This window comes from Dolichospermum sp. UHCC 0315A (assembly GCF_008121535.1).
GTDB lineage: Bacteria > Cyanobacteriota > Cyanobacteriia > Cyanobacteriales > Nostocaceae > Dolichospermum > Dolichospermum lemmermannii.
Map to the genome: position 1 here is coordinate 4,535,778 of NZ_CP043056.1, position 14,851 is coordinate 4,550,628.

The 14,851-nt window shown below is 37.7% G+C and carries 11 protein-coding genes; 6 read left to right on the plus strand and 5 right to left on the minus strand.

Annotation, left to right across the window (positions count from 1 at the left end; translation table 11 throughout):
- Positions 1–45: 45 nt before the first annotated feature.
- Positions 46–573: a single-stranded DNA-binding protein gene (locus tag BMF77_RS21530; protein WP_148767148.1), complete on the plus strand. Its 528-nt coding sequence runs from the start codon at positions 46–48 to the stop codon at positions 571–573.
- 62 nt (positions 574–635) lie between these two features.
- On the opposite strand, the gene BMF77_RS21535 is transcribed toward BMF77_RS21530, so the two are convergent.
- The 3 genes from BMF77_RS21535 to BMF77_RS21545 all read right to left on the minus strand — a co-directional run bounded on the left by BMF77_RS21535 (position 636) and on the right by BMF77_RS21545 (position 3,711).
- Positions 636–1,514 (minus strand): NAD(P)-dependent oxidoreductase, encoded by an 879-nt coding sequence (locus BMF77_RS21535; RefSeq protein WP_015078484.1) that lies wholly within the window; start codon positions 1,512–1,514, stop codon positions 636–638.
- 384 nt (positions 1,515–1,898) lie between these two features.
- Positions 1,899–3,086, minus strand: coding sequence for a class I SAM-dependent methyltransferase (locus BMF77_RS21540; protein WP_148765713.1), 1,188 nt, complete (start codon positions 3,084–3,086; stop codon positions 1,899–1,901).
- A 61-nt stretch (positions 3,087–3,147) separates the two neighbouring features.
- The gene (locus tag BMF77_RS21545; protein ID WP_148765715.1) at positions 3,148–3,711 is read right to left on the minus strand and encodes a Uma2 family endonuclease; all 564 of its coding nucleotides are present in this window, start codon (positions 3,709–3,711) and stop codon (positions 3,148–3,150) included.
- A gap of 274 nt (positions 3,712–3,985) precedes the next feature.
- Between BMF77_RS21545 and BMF77_RS21550 the strand changes: the two genes are divergently transcribed.
- The 3 genes from BMF77_RS21550 to topA all read left to right on the plus strand — a co-directional run bounded on the left by BMF77_RS21550 (position 3,986) and on the right by topA (position 10,395).
- Positions 3,986–7,282: an Eco57I restriction-modification methylase domain-containing protein gene (locus BMF77_RS21550; RefSeq protein WP_148765716.1), complete on the plus strand. Its 3,297-nt coding sequence runs from the start codon at positions 3,986–3,988 to the stop codon at positions 7,280–7,282.
- A 347-nt stretch (positions 7,283–7,629) separates the two neighbouring features.
- Entirely contained in the window at positions 7,630–8,121 is a 492-nt protein-coding gene (locus BMF77_RS21555) for a DUF29 family protein (protein WP_041457586.1), read from the plus strand.
- Between the two features lie 87 nt (positions 8,122–8,208).
- The gene (topA, locus tag BMF77_RS21560) at positions 8,209–10,395 is read left to right on the plus strand and encodes a type I DNA topoisomerase (RefSeq protein ID WP_148765718.1); all 2,187 of its coding nucleotides are present in this window, start codon (positions 8,209–8,211) and stop codon (positions 10,393–10,395) included.
- 27 nt (positions 10,396–10,422) lie between these two features.
- Here topA and BMF77_RS21565 read toward each other — a convergent pair whose 3' ends face one another.
- Together BMF77_RS21565 and BMF77_RS21570 are read right to left on the minus strand one after the other, a co-directional pair.
- Positions 10,423–10,986: a GAF domain-containing protein gene (locus BMF77_RS21565; RefSeq protein ID WP_210422240.1), complete on the minus strand. Its 564-nt coding sequence runs from the start codon at positions 10,984–10,986 to the stop codon at positions 10,423–10,425.
- A gap of 306 nt (positions 10,987–11,292) precedes the next feature.
- Complete coding sequence (locus tag BMF77_RS21570; RefSeq protein WP_148765720.1) at positions 11,293–12,108, minus strand: type 1 glutamine amidotransferase; 816 nt, start codon at positions 12,106–12,108, stop codon at positions 11,293–11,295.
- Positions 12,109–12,680: 572 nt separating this feature from the next.
- On the opposite strand from BMF77_RS21570, the gene BMF77_RS21575 reads away from it, so the two are divergent.
- Both BMF77_RS21575 and BMF77_RS21580 read left to right on the plus strand, forming a co-directional pair.
- Positions 12,681–13,445 (plus strand): COP23 domain-containing protein, encoded by a 765-nt coding sequence (locus BMF77_RS21575; protein WP_148765722.1) that lies wholly within the window; start codon positions 12,681–12,683, stop codon positions 13,443–13,445.
- 636 nt (positions 13,446–14,081) lie between these two features.
- Positions 14,082–14,813 (plus strand): peptidylprolyl isomerase, encoded by a 732-nt coding sequence (locus BMF77_RS21580; RefSeq protein WP_148765723.1) that lies wholly within the window; start codon positions 14,082–14,084, stop codon positions 14,811–14,813.
- Positions 14,814–14,851 lie beyond the last annotated feature (38 nt).

The window sequence follows — 14,851 nt, forward strand, 5'->3', positions numbered from 1 at the left end:
GTGAAATTCACCGCGAGAAAAAGTATTAAAAATCAGGAGAAGACAATGAACAGTTGTATTTTGATGGCAGAAATTTACGATAATCCCCAACTGCGTCACACACCAGATGGGTTAGAAGTTACAGAAATGATCGTTCATGTCGCGGGAGCAAAACCAGAAGATCCAACGCATCCTTTAAAAGTCGTAGGTTGGGGAAATTTAGCCAAAGAGATTCACCAAAGTTATCATCAGGGCGATCGCGTTATTATTGAAGGGCGCTTAGGCATGAATACAATTGATCGCCCCGAAGGATTTAAGGAAAAACGCGCAGAATTAACAGTCCAAAGGATTCACGCCATCGGACAAGGTACTTATACCAGTTCACCACCAGCAGCCACGAGAACCACACCAGTCAATGAAACCCCTGTAGCGCCACCAACCTACAGCCAGACTAATTATGAATCAAACTATCCGACATCAGCCCCAATGCCCCAGGTAGCGCCCTCTCAGCCGGCATATCAACCCGCCCCTGTGCAGTCTCCATCCCCTGTAGGAGTTACGCCAGAACCCGATCCAGATGACATCCCGTTTTAGTCATCACCTTTGTAGAGACGTTCTTTGTAGAGACGTTCCATGGAACGTCTCTACATTCTTTTTCAACCTCCACTGACTTCACCCCATTCCCGAATTGCTGGAAATACGGATGAATAATCATCTTCTGGATAGGACATTTTCATAGTTGCGTGTAAGATTTGCCTTACACCCTCAATGCTGTTGAGATTCAAACCCAAGGATTTTGCTTCCGAGATAAATAAATCTATTTCTTTGATCAGTTGTTTTGTTGGTAAGTTAGCGTTATTGTAATTGCCATCTAACATCCGCCGCAAATTTTGATCAAAAGTGGGAGCATAAAGTTTACTTTCGCGCAGAACCTGCATAAACAAATCAACATCAATGCCTTGCAACTGGATATATGCCAGACTCAGAGCAAAGCTAGTTGTGAGAGAAGCAATCAGTTGATTGAGCGCCAGGGTGAGGTTTGATGCCGAACCCACAGCGCCTATATATACAGGATTTTCGCCAAAATGTTGGAGTAACTTTAAATGACGCTGATATTGTTCTTCCTCTCCACCTACCATGACAATTAACTTGCCAGTTTGAGCTTCGGGAATACTACCGAGGACAGGTGCTTCTATATATTCACCACCAGCCGCAACTACTGTATCTCTGATTTCTTGGCTTTCTAAGGGATTAATTGTCCCCATTTGAATGATGCTGCGTCCTGATAAAGTATGCCAAGAAGTATCTGTCAGAAGTACATGATAAATAGCTGCGGCGTTAGAAAGCATTAGCACGATACAGTCAGCAGCACGGATGGCTTCGCGGGGTTTTGTCACAATTTGCGCCCCTGCTTTCCGTAACGGTTCTAATTTTTCTGGGGTGCGATTATAGGCAATTAGTTCTATATCGGTAGCTAATAACCTTTGAGCCATCGGTAGTCCCATCAATCCAGTTCCCAGAAATGCCACCTTCATGTTTTACGTTCCTTTGTCAGTGGTCAGTTGTTAGTAGAAGAAGTCAGGAGTCAGGAGTCAGGAGAAAGAAAAGTGAAAGAATAAATAAAAAAAGTCCTTTCCGTTTCCTCTTCCTTTTTCTTTCTCTTTCCTCTTATGACTTTTATGACTTTTAACTTTTGACTTCCGCGAAGCGGTACTAGCCTCCAGCGGCAAAAGTCACCATAATGATGACGGAAAGTAAGAGTCCGGGGGAAAGTAGAGTTACTAGCACTAACAGATCATGAGCATTCATAATTATTTCTCTTGGGTAGATTTTTGACTTAAATGTCATCTCTGTTATGCTAGTGCAATCAGGACTAATACAGGATTGTTAAAGAGATTTTTAACCTTTCTCTTTGATCTCTACTCTGGTACGACTAATCCCTGGAGTGGTTGTGATGCTTCTTGTTCAGTTAGTCCCTGGCTTTGGACTAAAACGCCAAAGTTGCCTAGTCCTCCTGGGTTAATTAGTTGGTGTAATCCTTCTCGGCGTTGTAGCAACTGTGATATTGGTTGCTGTTGAGAGGAGAGTGCAGCTAACCTTTCACCTATTCCCAATGCCATCAAAAATAGCCCTTGCTGAGTCCAACCCATGTTTTTGAGTCCGCACCGTTCACCCCAAGATGATAAGGCTGTAAAGTCAACATGGGCTGTGATATCTTGTTGCCCAATATTGATATAAGGATTATCATGATGACGATGCTGGTAGTAGCACTGGAGAGTTCCCTGCGATCGCCTGGGGTTATAATAACGATGAGCGGGGTAGCCATAATCAATTGTTAACACATACCCGCGTTCCAAGCAGTCTGCCACTATACCCAACCAGTTCAAAGCTGCTAAATTAATTTCACTACGATAGCCATTTTCATAAGTATTTTGGCTTAAATCAATGCCCACTAACTTAAAATATTCTCCTAATTGTGGTGTTGATGGTTCTCCTATTATTTCAATAAATAGAGGTAAAGCAGAATTTTCTTCCTCCGATTGTTGCCCAATCGTGACATAAATTTCCCGCAATTCTCCTGCTGCTAAAGTAAATTGGTGGACTGGAAAAGCATCTACTAATTCATTGGAAAAGAAGCAGCCGTTAATAGATTTGGAGGGAATTTCTTCCAAGTTACACCAATCTACAGGAAAATCTTGTAACCGTTGTTGTTGTTCTTGTTTTAAACTTTGTGATTTTTCAACAATAATATATTTGACTGCGGTAAAAAAATCTGGGTATTCTTGCTTTATATAATTGAGTATATGGGATGCTAATATACCTTGTCCTGCTCCCATTTCTACCAAATCAAAATGGATAGGTTTATCTAGAATCTCCCACATTTGGTAAAGTTGCTTTGCTAGTAATTCCCCAAAGTCAGCGCCTAAACTGGCAGATGTGAAAAAATCACTACCGCGAAAGCCGATTTTGATAGCATCACTGGAATAATAACCATATTCTGGATGATATAACACCATATCCATGTATTCCGCAAAGGTAATTCTTTTTTGAGGACTGGTGATAATCCGATGGGCTATTATTTGACATAACGGGGAATGAGAATCCATAAAATTTGTAGTTGATTGTTAACTAATGCTTGTAACTCAAATAAAAGAATATGTCGAATATTTATTCATTTAGCCAACCGAAAAGTTGACCTACTGTAAGATTAAAGGACTCCGCAAAAGATGGAACAGGTAAGCTATCTGTTTCTAGTTCAAATAATAGAATCCGTTGATCAGCAAAATACACAAAAACTAATTTTTCTGCGGGGTCAATTAGCCAACCCATTTGAGTACCATGACTAAGACAATGGAGGATATTCCGCACAACTTTAGTTTGATTTTGTTCAGGAGAAAGTATTTCAATTGTCCAGTCAGGAGGGATAGCAAAGGTGTTAGCAACTTCACCATTTTCATCGCGGGGAATGCGTTCCCAAGTGAAGACGGCAATATCAGGTACAATGGATCTACCGCCAAAGGTACAGCGTAATTCAGAGTATGTGCGGGCTATACGCTGGGGTTTGAGAACCGTATTAGCCGCAGAAACAAAATCGCTTTGAACTGTGCTATGTTTTCCTTGAGGCATGGGTTTTTGAATGATTTCACCGTTAATAAATTCCCTTGCCGGTTTGGTTTCTGGCAATTTGAGAAATTCATCAAGGGTTAAGGTTTTGATAGGGGTTTGAACCATTACCGTTTCGGGTTTGTGGATTATTAATATTGTACCATTTTTGAATGGTCTGAATCAGGATATCCGGTTACTGAGCGAAGTCGAAGTACAGGATTTAAGGATGTATAGGATGTTGGTTTGCGTTAAGGTTTTTTAGATGTAAAGATTTTTGTGATGTACTAGAAACTTTTTTACTCTTGTATGATATCATTAAATTGATATGTTACCCAGTTCCCCGACTTATTTGAGAAGTCGAGGAGCTAAATGAAATGATCTACATTTATAAATTATAGTTATGAATCAACAATTTTCTAAAACTTTATTTCAGAAAAAGACGTTAAAAAATGCCTTGGTTAATTTTAAATTTCCTTCAGATTTGGAAGAACGGCACAAAATTATTAAAAAATGGATTGAAGCTTTAAATTCAGGGACTCTTAATCAAGTAAAAGAAGTTTCTTTGCATGGTGATTTTCTCAAAGATATCTTTCAAGATGTTTTAAGTTATTCTTCCATTATTGCAGGTGGTGGTAAAGTTTGGGAAATTCACGCAGAACAAACTATTGCTGACGGTGGGGGTTCTGCTGATGCTGCTGTGGGATTTTTTACCGCTACGGAAAATAACAAAGGAAAGGTAAAATTACAGGGTAAAGTTGTTGCACCAATTGAGTTAAAAGGGACAAAAGATGATTTAGATAGACCCGCACCAGGAAGAAAAGAATCCGCCGTTGATCAGGGTTGGCGCTATGCTAATTATACACCTGATTGTCATTGGATTATTATTTCTAATTATCGAGAATTACGATTATATCATACCAATAAAACTCCGGCTTATTATGAAAAGTTTTTATTAGTTGATTTGGCAAATTTAGAGGAATTTAAAAGATTTTATTTTTTGCTTTGTCGGGAAACCTTTTTACCAGTTAAAGATGTATCTAAAATTGATACTTTGTTAGTAACTTCTGAGGAAGCACAAGAGGACATTACTAAAAAACTTTATGAAGAATATAAACAAGTTAGATTAAATATAGTTAAAGATTTCCGGTTTCGTTTTGGTAGTAAGTTGAATATTCCTAACCGTGATCAAGTATTAATTGAGAAAGCCCAAAAAACATTAGACAGAATTTTATTTATTGCTTTTTGTGAAGATAGGGGATTATTACCCGAAAAGACAATTAGCAAGGCCTATAATAGTAAAAATATTTATAATCCTCGACCAATTTGGGAAAATTATAAAGCCGTTTTTCGTTGGGTTGACCAAGGTAATCAAGATCCCCCAATTCCCGGTTATAATGGTGGTTTATTTCAACATGATCCAATTTTAGATCAACTATTAGATATTCCTGATTCTTGGTGTGGTCAACTGCAACAATTAACCCGTTTTGATTTTGATTCGGAAGTTTCGGTAGATATTTTAGGACGAATTTTTGAGCAGTCAATTACAGATTTAGAAGAATTAAAAGCTGATATTGCTAAACAGGAATTTGATAGAAAACAAGGTAAACGGAAAAAGTTAGGCGTATTTTATACTCCTGCTTATATTACGCAATATATTGTCGAAGTTGCAATTGGTGGATATTTACAAAACCGTGAAGATGAATTAAGAGAAAAGTTTAAATTAGGGGAATTTACAGATACAGCAGAAAATCAAAAACGGGAAATTGAATTTTGGCAAAGTTACAGAGACGAAGTATTAGTAAAAACGCGAGTTATTGATCCTGCTTGTGGTTCTGGTGCGTTTCTAATTGCAGCTTTTGATTATTTTGCAAGTCAGTATCAACGAGTTAATGATAATTTGCAATTTCTGAAACATCAAACTACAGAAAATATGGAATTAGATAAAACTATTCTCAGTAATAATTTATTTGGGGTTGATTTATCTCCAGAGTCGGTAGAAATTACTAAGTTATCTTTGTGGTTAAAAACTGCAACTCAGGGAAAAACTTTAAGTTATTTGGACGATAATATTAAAATCGGTAATTCCATCATTAATGATGCAAAAATCACAGATTTACCTTTTAATTGGGAAAATGAATTTCCCCAGATATTTGCTGAAGGTGGTTTTGATGTGGTTATTGGAAATCCTCCTTATATTCGTCAGGAGTTATTATCACCATTTAAACCTTATTTACAGGAAAATTATCAAACTTATGACGGAGTTGCAGATATTTATATTTATTTCTATGAAAAGGGTTTAAATCTGCTCAAACCAGCAGGAATTATTTCTTATATTGTCACTAATAAATGGTTACGTTCTGGTTATGGTGAACCTTTGCGACGGTTCTTTTCTCAAGAAAGTGTCTTTGAACAAATTATTGATTTTGGACACGCACCAATTTTTGAAGACGCTGATACTTTTCCCTGTATTATCGCTGCGAGGAAATCTGAAGTTTCAAATACAGAGAATGAGAAAAAATCGGTTTTAATTTGTTCTGTTCCCCGTGCGGAGTTGAAAAATATTAACCTCATTCAATATGTGCAGAATCCAGAAAACAGTTTTACTATTCCTTGGTCGCGGTTTACTGCTAATGCTTGGAGTTTAGAACCTCCTGCGGTTGATGATTTAATGCGGAAAATTCAACGGGTAGGAGTTCCGTTAAAGGAGTTTGCTGGAGTTAAACCGATATGTGGAATAAAAACAGGTTTTAATGAGGCTTTTTTCATAGATGATGCTACTAAGAATAAATTAGTTCAAGCTGACCCAAAATGCGCGGAAATCATCAAGCCATTATTGAGAGGTCAAGATATTAAAAGATGGATTCCTGAATGGGATAAAGTTTGGATAATTTTTGCTCACAAAGATATAGATATAGAACAATATCCTGTGATTAAAGAACATTTAGAAATTTATAGAAATAAGTTAGAGGCTAGAGCAGGTAAACAGTTATGGCGGCAATTACAAGCATCACCATCATCTTATCATCTTTTTGAAGAACCTAAAATTATTTGGCAGGATTTAGCTTTTCATTCACGATTTTGTTTAGATAAACAAAATGTATTCATAGACATGACTTGTTTTGCTTTACCTTGTTCTGATTTATGGTTGCTTGCTGTTCTCAATTCACCTCTTATGTGGTCATGGTTGTGGAGAAATACAATTCATGGTAAAGATGAAGTATTACGTCTGAAAAACATCTATACAGAAAATATTCCGATTGCACAACCTACAGCAGAAATCCGCGCAGAAGTAGAAGCAATTGTCACACGGTTAATTGAAATTACCAAACTCAACGGACAAGTTTATAAAGATGTTCTTGACTGGTTGCAAATAGAATACAAAATTGAGAAACTGGGCAATAAATTAGAAGATTTTGCTACTTTGGAATTTCCAGACTTTGTAGAAGAAGTGAGAAAAAGAATGGTAAGGAAAACAACTGCAAAAAAAATTATACCTCCTCTAGATATATCTGCTTTTACAGCTTTGCGTAAAGCACATAATGATTATGTTCCCGAAATTAACAGCCGGAAAAACGAAGCTTTAAAATTAGAACAGCGTCTTTCTGATTTAATTAATCAAGCGTATCAACTCACACCGGAAGAAATTGATTTAATGTGGAAAACAGCACCACCAAGAATGCCGCAATTGTTAGAATAAAGATATCCTAATTTTGACAATTATAAAAATACAGGAATCCCATTTGATTTCTGAACGAGTTTTATCTTAAAACTCTTAGAGGTTGTTTGAAAAGTATTATATGAAACCCATAATCTCCAAAAACCTAACCCCCCTCCCCCCCTTCCCTACAAGGGAATGGGGGTTTTAAAGCCTCTCCCCTGGTAGGGGAGAGGTTTGGAGAGGGGTCTGTTTACACATTAAAAACTTTTAAAACATCCTCTTATTGCATAGAGATTTAAGCATTAAATTTAAAGTTACCTGAATGTGCTTTTTCAGAAAAATATGTGTTATTATCAATATGTAAATTATACTGGAGGTTAATGAAAATGACTCAAGAATTAATAGACCTCAGAAACAGCATTTTACAAGGAAATTACACAGATGCTTTAGCAATTGTAGATGAATTAGAAGGAATGAGTAAACAAGCAATATTGCGAAATATAGAATCGTATTTAAAGATTTTACTGATTCACTTGATTAAAAATAAAATAGAACAGCGATTAACAAATTCTTGGATGGCTTCTATTCGTAATTCAATTAGGGAAATTCAAAAAATTAATCTTAAAGAAAATAAAAGATCCTATTATGTAAATGAAGATGAATGGGAAAATTTAATTGAGGAAGAAGTAATTGAAGATGCGATCGCTGATGCTAGTCTAGAAACAATGAATGGTAAATACACTCGTTCTCAATTATCAGAAATTCTAGATAGAAAAGAAATAATTACGAAAGCTATTACATTTTTATCCCTAACTTATACTTGTTCAGCAAAGGAGTTACCAGCTATTATGGATGATTATCTGAATGATTGTAAGTAGGTGCGAAGAATAAGATATTAAGAATAATTGAACGCAGATAAACGCAGATGAACGCGGATGAATTAACGGATATAAAAAATAAATGCTATGCCCAAACGTCTCCTAGTGGTTGAATCTCCCGGAAAAGTCAAAAAACTGAGTCAAATTCTCGGTGCAGATTGGATTGTTCGCGCTAGTTGTGGACATATCCGCGAACTCAGTAATGAGGGTGATGATTCACTAGGATTTACAATGGATGGTAATACTGTTCGCTGTAATTATGTTCCCCGTGACCAACGCGCAAAAGAAACAATTCAGCAATTAAAAGCCGCTGTTAGGCAAGTTGATGAAGTTGTTTTAGCTACAGACCCAGACAGAGAAGGAGAAACCATTGCTTGGCATCTTAAAGAAACGTTAGGATTAAGAGACCCCAAACGAGTAGTTTATACTGAGATTACACCATCAGCAGTGCGGAATGCGATCGCTCACCCCAGAAAACTTGACACTAATTTAATCGGTGCCGGATTATGTCGAGATTGTCTTGATAAACTGGTAGGTTACAAAGGTAGTCCCCTAGTTTGGGCATTAAATAATGGGGCAAAAAGTGTAGGTAGAGTTCAAAGTGCCACATTACACCTCATTTGTCAGCGCGAAAGAGAAATTCTGGCTTTTGTCCCCCAAGATTATTGGAGTGTGTGGGTAGATTATCAAGAAGGATTTCGGGCTTTTTACAAAGGTACGGACAATACTGAGAAAGAAACATCAGAACCAGAAACAGAAACTCATGATGATGCAGCTAGTAACAACCCAGAAAAACCCGAATCTAAGCGCGTTCTCTCGGAAGCAGAAGCAAACAGATTAGTTGAGGAAGCAAAACGTCATCCTCATCAAATTATTCACTTAGAAGGGAAACTCGTTTATCGTCAACCCCCTCCACCATTTACCACCTCCACCCTCCAACAAGCTGCCGGTTCAAAGTTGAAATTTTCCCCTGACAAAACCATGCAGGTGGCACAAAAACTATATGAAGCAGGATTAATTACATATATGCGAACCGATTCAGTGATGTTGAGTCCTGAATTTTGTGCTAGTGCGCGTCAATGGTTGGAACAAAATGATCCTGAGAATGTGCCTCAGCAAGTAGCCAAGCAGCGTAGTAGTAAAACGGCTCAGGAGGCACATGAAGCCATTCGTCCCACAGATGTCTTTCGTCCTTCAGTGCAATTACGGGCAGAATTACCTGAAGATGAGTTTAACCTATATGTGATGATTTGGAAAAGAGCGATCGCTTCCCAATGTCGTCCAGCACAACTTCGTAAAACGTTGGTAATTACGAAATCAGGTAATATCTTATGGCAAGCTAGAGGGCAGGTAATTGAATTTTACGGTTATGCAAAATATTGGCTGAATCTTAGCAAAGATGCCGTTTTACCCTTATTGCAACAGGGACAAATCCTAACTTTAGCCAAAGCTGGACATGACCAAAAACAAACCCAACCACCACCCAGATATAGCGAACCCAAACTTGTCCAATTAATGGAACGTAAAGGCATTGGTCGTCCTAGCACTTATGCTCCAACAATTGCTACTTTAAAGAAACGCAATTATGTGGAGTTGAAAAAAGATAATCTTCAACCCACAGCTTTGGGTTTAGAAGTTGATGAATTTTTACAAAAGGCTTTACCAGATTTATTAGAAGCGGAATTTACTGCTAAAATGGAAGATGCCTTAGATGCAATTTCTGAAGGAAAAAACTCTTGGCAACATTACCTAACTACTTGGAATCAAAGTTATTTTGTTCCTGCACTTTCCAAAGCTAAAACTGTGGTTGTTAATTCATCAACTACAGGTAAAACTAATAATTTTCTTGAGCGTAAATATGAAACTTCAAAAACTCGTTGTCCTGATTGTAAGAACTGTTTAGCGAAAATTCCCAGCAGTAAAGTTAAAAAGAAATACTTTCTTAAATGTGTGAGTGGCTGTGAAAACATTGTGCTATTTTGGAGTGATTTTCACAAAAAGTGGGAAGCACCGAAAACTAAAACATCTGCAGATGAAAATGCTCCCAAACCTTCAGCAAAAATCACTGCATATCCCTGTCCTGTATGCAAGAAACCTTTGGAGGAATACAGTTACCTCAAAGATGGGCAAAATAAAACTATGCTGCGGTGTTCTGGTCAGGATTCATGGAAGGATACCAAACATAAGGATGTGGCTTATTTTCATACTGCTAAAGGATGGTGGAGTCCTAAATTTGGGAATTTAAATGATTTAAACGCAGATGAACGCAGATAAACGCGGATGAATTAATGGATTTGATTTTTAACTCTTTAAAATGTTAGAGTCTGTGGCTAAAGTTCGCGCTGCTGTTTGCATTAGTTCAATATCTGCTACAGTCCAATTACGGGAACTTTGACAATGATGTGCTACTAATAGTCCCCATAATCCTCTTGGTATCAAAATTGGTACTACCAAATTAGCGCGAACTTGCATACTGCGAAGGAAATCACGGTGACAATCCTGAATTGCTTCTAATTCTATATCAGCGATCGCTCTAACCCGTCCTTCTAAGTACAAAGCAGCATACTCATGGTTAAAACAATCGCTTGCTCCCGTAGAACCGAGAATTGAATATTCATCAGCACTCAATGATTCAAATGTTACCTGTCCTTGCCATTGTTCATAGAAATAATACAGGACTACCCGATCAACCTGGAGTGATTCTCGCAGTTGATTTGTCGTTTGTCTGATCAATTCATCCCGTTGCATTTTGATGACAAGACGATTGAGTAATTTTCGCAAACCCTGATTGGGGTGGTAACTTGAGCGATTTTCAAATTCTGGGAAAGAAGGTTTACCTTGAGCGGAGTCGAAAGGAAGTTGCACAGATTTAAAATAATGACTAACTAAACAATTTCGGATTTCTATAGTAACTTATCAGACATTTTACCGAAAATCGTTCTTATTTTATAAAAAAATAATGTAGTTTATTAACCTGGTAATTGGTAATCGGTGATTGGTAATTGCATGATTAAACTTTTACCCATTACCCATTACCTATTTTCCTAAGAGACTTCCAATTAAAAAAATATCCCAAAATCTCTTGTGGTGCGGGCATCTTGCCCGCTAACAACAGAAGGACGGGCAAGATGCCCATCCTACAAAATTGGATCATCTTTTTTGTGGAATTCTCTAACTAACTCCAGCTACACTGGGTGAATTCACTTTTAAGCGTTTAAACATTGCTTCCCGTCCTTGCATTGCCAAGGTATCATCTAAAGGTGACAGTTTGATTTCCTGTTGATATTTCAGCCTTAACGCCGTTTGAATTAACCAATCAGCAACGAAAGGATTTTTGGGTAATAATGGCCCGTGGGAATAGGTAGCGATCGCATTTTGATAAAACGCTCCTTCTGTGCCATCTTCTCCATTATTCCCCAAACCATACACCACACGCCCCAAAGCTTCCACCTGCCCTAATGTCGTCCGGCCACCGTGATTTTCAAACCCGACTAAATAAGGTTTTGTCCCTGTCATTGCTTCTATTTCCTGTGCCAATCGTGAAGCTGTAACTTCTATCACTAAGTTACCAATACATCTTTTCGTATTTTCACCAGGATGAATAGAAACTAAATCCAAAATTCCCAAACCTTCAATTCTTTGTCCAAAGGCTGGTTCATAATAATTTCCTAGCAATTGGGGAGAACCACAGGTAAAAACTCCCGGCGTTCCATGTTCGATTTTATCACGCATTGCCTCCGCTTTTGCCCCTTGTAAATCCCGCATGACAATTTCTTGCTGACGGTCTTGTGCGCCCCCACCAACAATTACATCTACTGATTTTATATCCTCAGCGGTAGAGTCTTGATCCAAGGGTAATACGATCACATTATACCCCCGCCATTGAGCGCGGCGTTGAATAGTGATCACATTTCCGCGATCGCCGTAGGTACTCATCAACTTAGGATATAGCCAACCAATAATAATTTCCATCGGTGCAGAACTCATAAAACCTCTAATATAGCAGGAGTCACCAAAGTAGGAGCGCAGGGCGTGCGCCCAGTCAGAATTGTTGCAATATGTTAATGAATTTCAAGTTTAGTAAACAGATAACATAAATCAAAAAACTCATGCTAGATTAAGGGCATGGTACAAAAAGGTTAAAAGTCAAACCTTAAATCCAAACTTTTTCATTAGAGTTTGTGCCTCCTGCTCTAGTGTCCCGGCAATCAATTTTTTCTTGTAGCTTCCTATCAAAGTTTTTTCGCCTAAATCTCACCAAATTGTTATTGGAGGTGTGGAACTCGCAGCCAAAATTGCCTGATAATTGAAAACAATGGAAGCGTAATTTAAGTCGAATTTAATTGATTGCTTGTCCAGTCCACTTATATATTTTTGTATTGAACTACAACCTAATCAAGAAACCGCTGTAAGCTGCTGATAGTCCTTCGTAGCTTGTGGCGGTTTCTCCTGTGTATACTAAAAACACAAAAAACAGGTATTGTTATTGAATCAAAAAAATATATTCTCCGTCAATAGAGATATCAACTATTTACCTGTTTCTAACAGAGGTTATATTTATGTCATTACAATCACTTCGGTTTTTATTGTTGAGTAGTCTTGGTTGTTCTGTCTTTTTTGGTAATACTGTAGCTTTTGCTCAAGTTGTTGTGCCTACAGTTCCATCAGGTTCTACTACAGTTCCATCAGGCTCATCAACCACCATACCAACTTCCACCACAGTTGACAGTAGTAAAAGGTTTAGTTGTCAATATAAGAATGGACAACCTACGGTCATGTATCAGCCCCAAAGTCAACCTGGACAATATTTTGCTTGGGCTGCACCTCAAACTTTAGGCGGGAATTGGGATGCTCAAAGACGTTGTGAAACGATCGCCAGCCGTTTAGAATTATATCGCCCCGATGGATTACAAGAATTACAAATAGCTGTAGAAAATAACGAAAATATTATCTGTGTCACCACTGAATCTCAGCCCAATTGTCGAATTGTCTTGACAGTACCCCGTGGTAAAGATCCCTATACTATTCGCAATAGTGTATTCCAAAACCTAACTACCGCTGATAGTGGACAACAGACTATTGCCGTTAATACCTACACCAATCGTAACAGAGGTAATGGAGATAGCTTGTATAGCCTGGGACAAACGCTTTTAGGTGGTAAAAATCAGGTGAGTTCTGCTAAACAGGGCATTAATTTGAAACCTTATCTTGATCCTAAAGACGGTGGTACAGGCGGAAAACTGAGAAATGGAGTAGAAATTAGACGTAATACCAATACCACACGCCAAGCTCCCAGCCGTCTAAATCCTAGCAAATTTCGTTAACTAAGTTTGTCTCCGATTTTGGGCAACCACAATTCCGGGCAACCACGGGGGGTTTGCCCTTACAGTATTTTTGTGATTATATTTACCTTTTTAGAGAAATTAAATTTACCCTTTAATAATTTTGTCCTGTATTAACTTATTAGGTGTTGTAATTATTTCTCGGCTGGATTGATTTTTGAAGATTAGTTAGTAAGTGAAGAGTCCGCAATAACCGAGGTGACTGGTTATCTAATTTAGGTTGCTAATTCGTCATTATGCCCATTCCCTAGTAAATAAGTTTGATATGACAAATTTATCAATTTATGGTAACTTGGTAAGATAATATCCAAATATCAACACTGTGACTAAGTAGGTGAACGGAAAAAAACCGTAGACCCGGAGCGGCTTCTCGAAGAGTAATATATAACAAAAAGTAAAGTTACCCAAAACCTCTTCCCTGTTCCCTTGTCATAACGACAATTTTTAACGCCAACCTACTTAAATTCAAAAAATCAACTTTTGGTAATTGGCAAATAATTAGTATTTAAATACTACACTGAAACCAATCCAGAGTAAAGTTGTAATAAATTGTATAATTTAACCAAAATATAACTTAGTGACAATCTAGTTATATTATCTTTTCAAAAGAAATTAACAATGACAACAAACCTGATCACAAGCAATATGAATCAAGTTCTACAATTAGGCGATCGCATCTTCCAGCCCACAGAGGTTTTATCATTATTATCGGAATATCAGCTATTACCGCTATTAATGAAAGAAATATTCATTGATCAAGCGATCGCAGAAATTGTTTGTACCCCAGAAGAAGAACAACTAGCCTGCGAACAATTAGCCCAACAATATCAGGGACTAGAACCACAGAGCGAAAGTTTCCAAAAGTTGAAAATTATGGCGGTACGACAATTAAAGCTAGAAAAGTTTAAAGAGGAAACTTGGGGAGGGGATTTAAACTCCTACTTTTTCCAACGTAAAAGCCAGTTAGATAGGGTGATTTATTCCCTAATTACTACCACAGAAATTGGGATCGCTCAAGAAATTTACTTTCGTATTCAAGAGGGTGAACAATCCTTTGCCCAATTAGCGCGGGAATATGCTCAAGGTCCCGAATCGCAAACAGATGGCTTAGTCGGACCAATAGATTTACAATCTCTCCATCCTACATTGGTAAATATCCTTGCCAAAAGTCAACCACAACAACTATCACCACCGACTCAAATTAATAATGTGATAGTAATTGTCCGATTAGAAAAAATACTCCCAGCCCAATTAGATCGTTCCACAAGACAACGGTTACTAAATGAACGATTTAATCAGTGGTTACAAACACAAATGACAGAACAAAAATTTCAAATTCAGACCGTATAAATCGCCAAATATAAACCTTTTAGCCAATACAAAGCGAA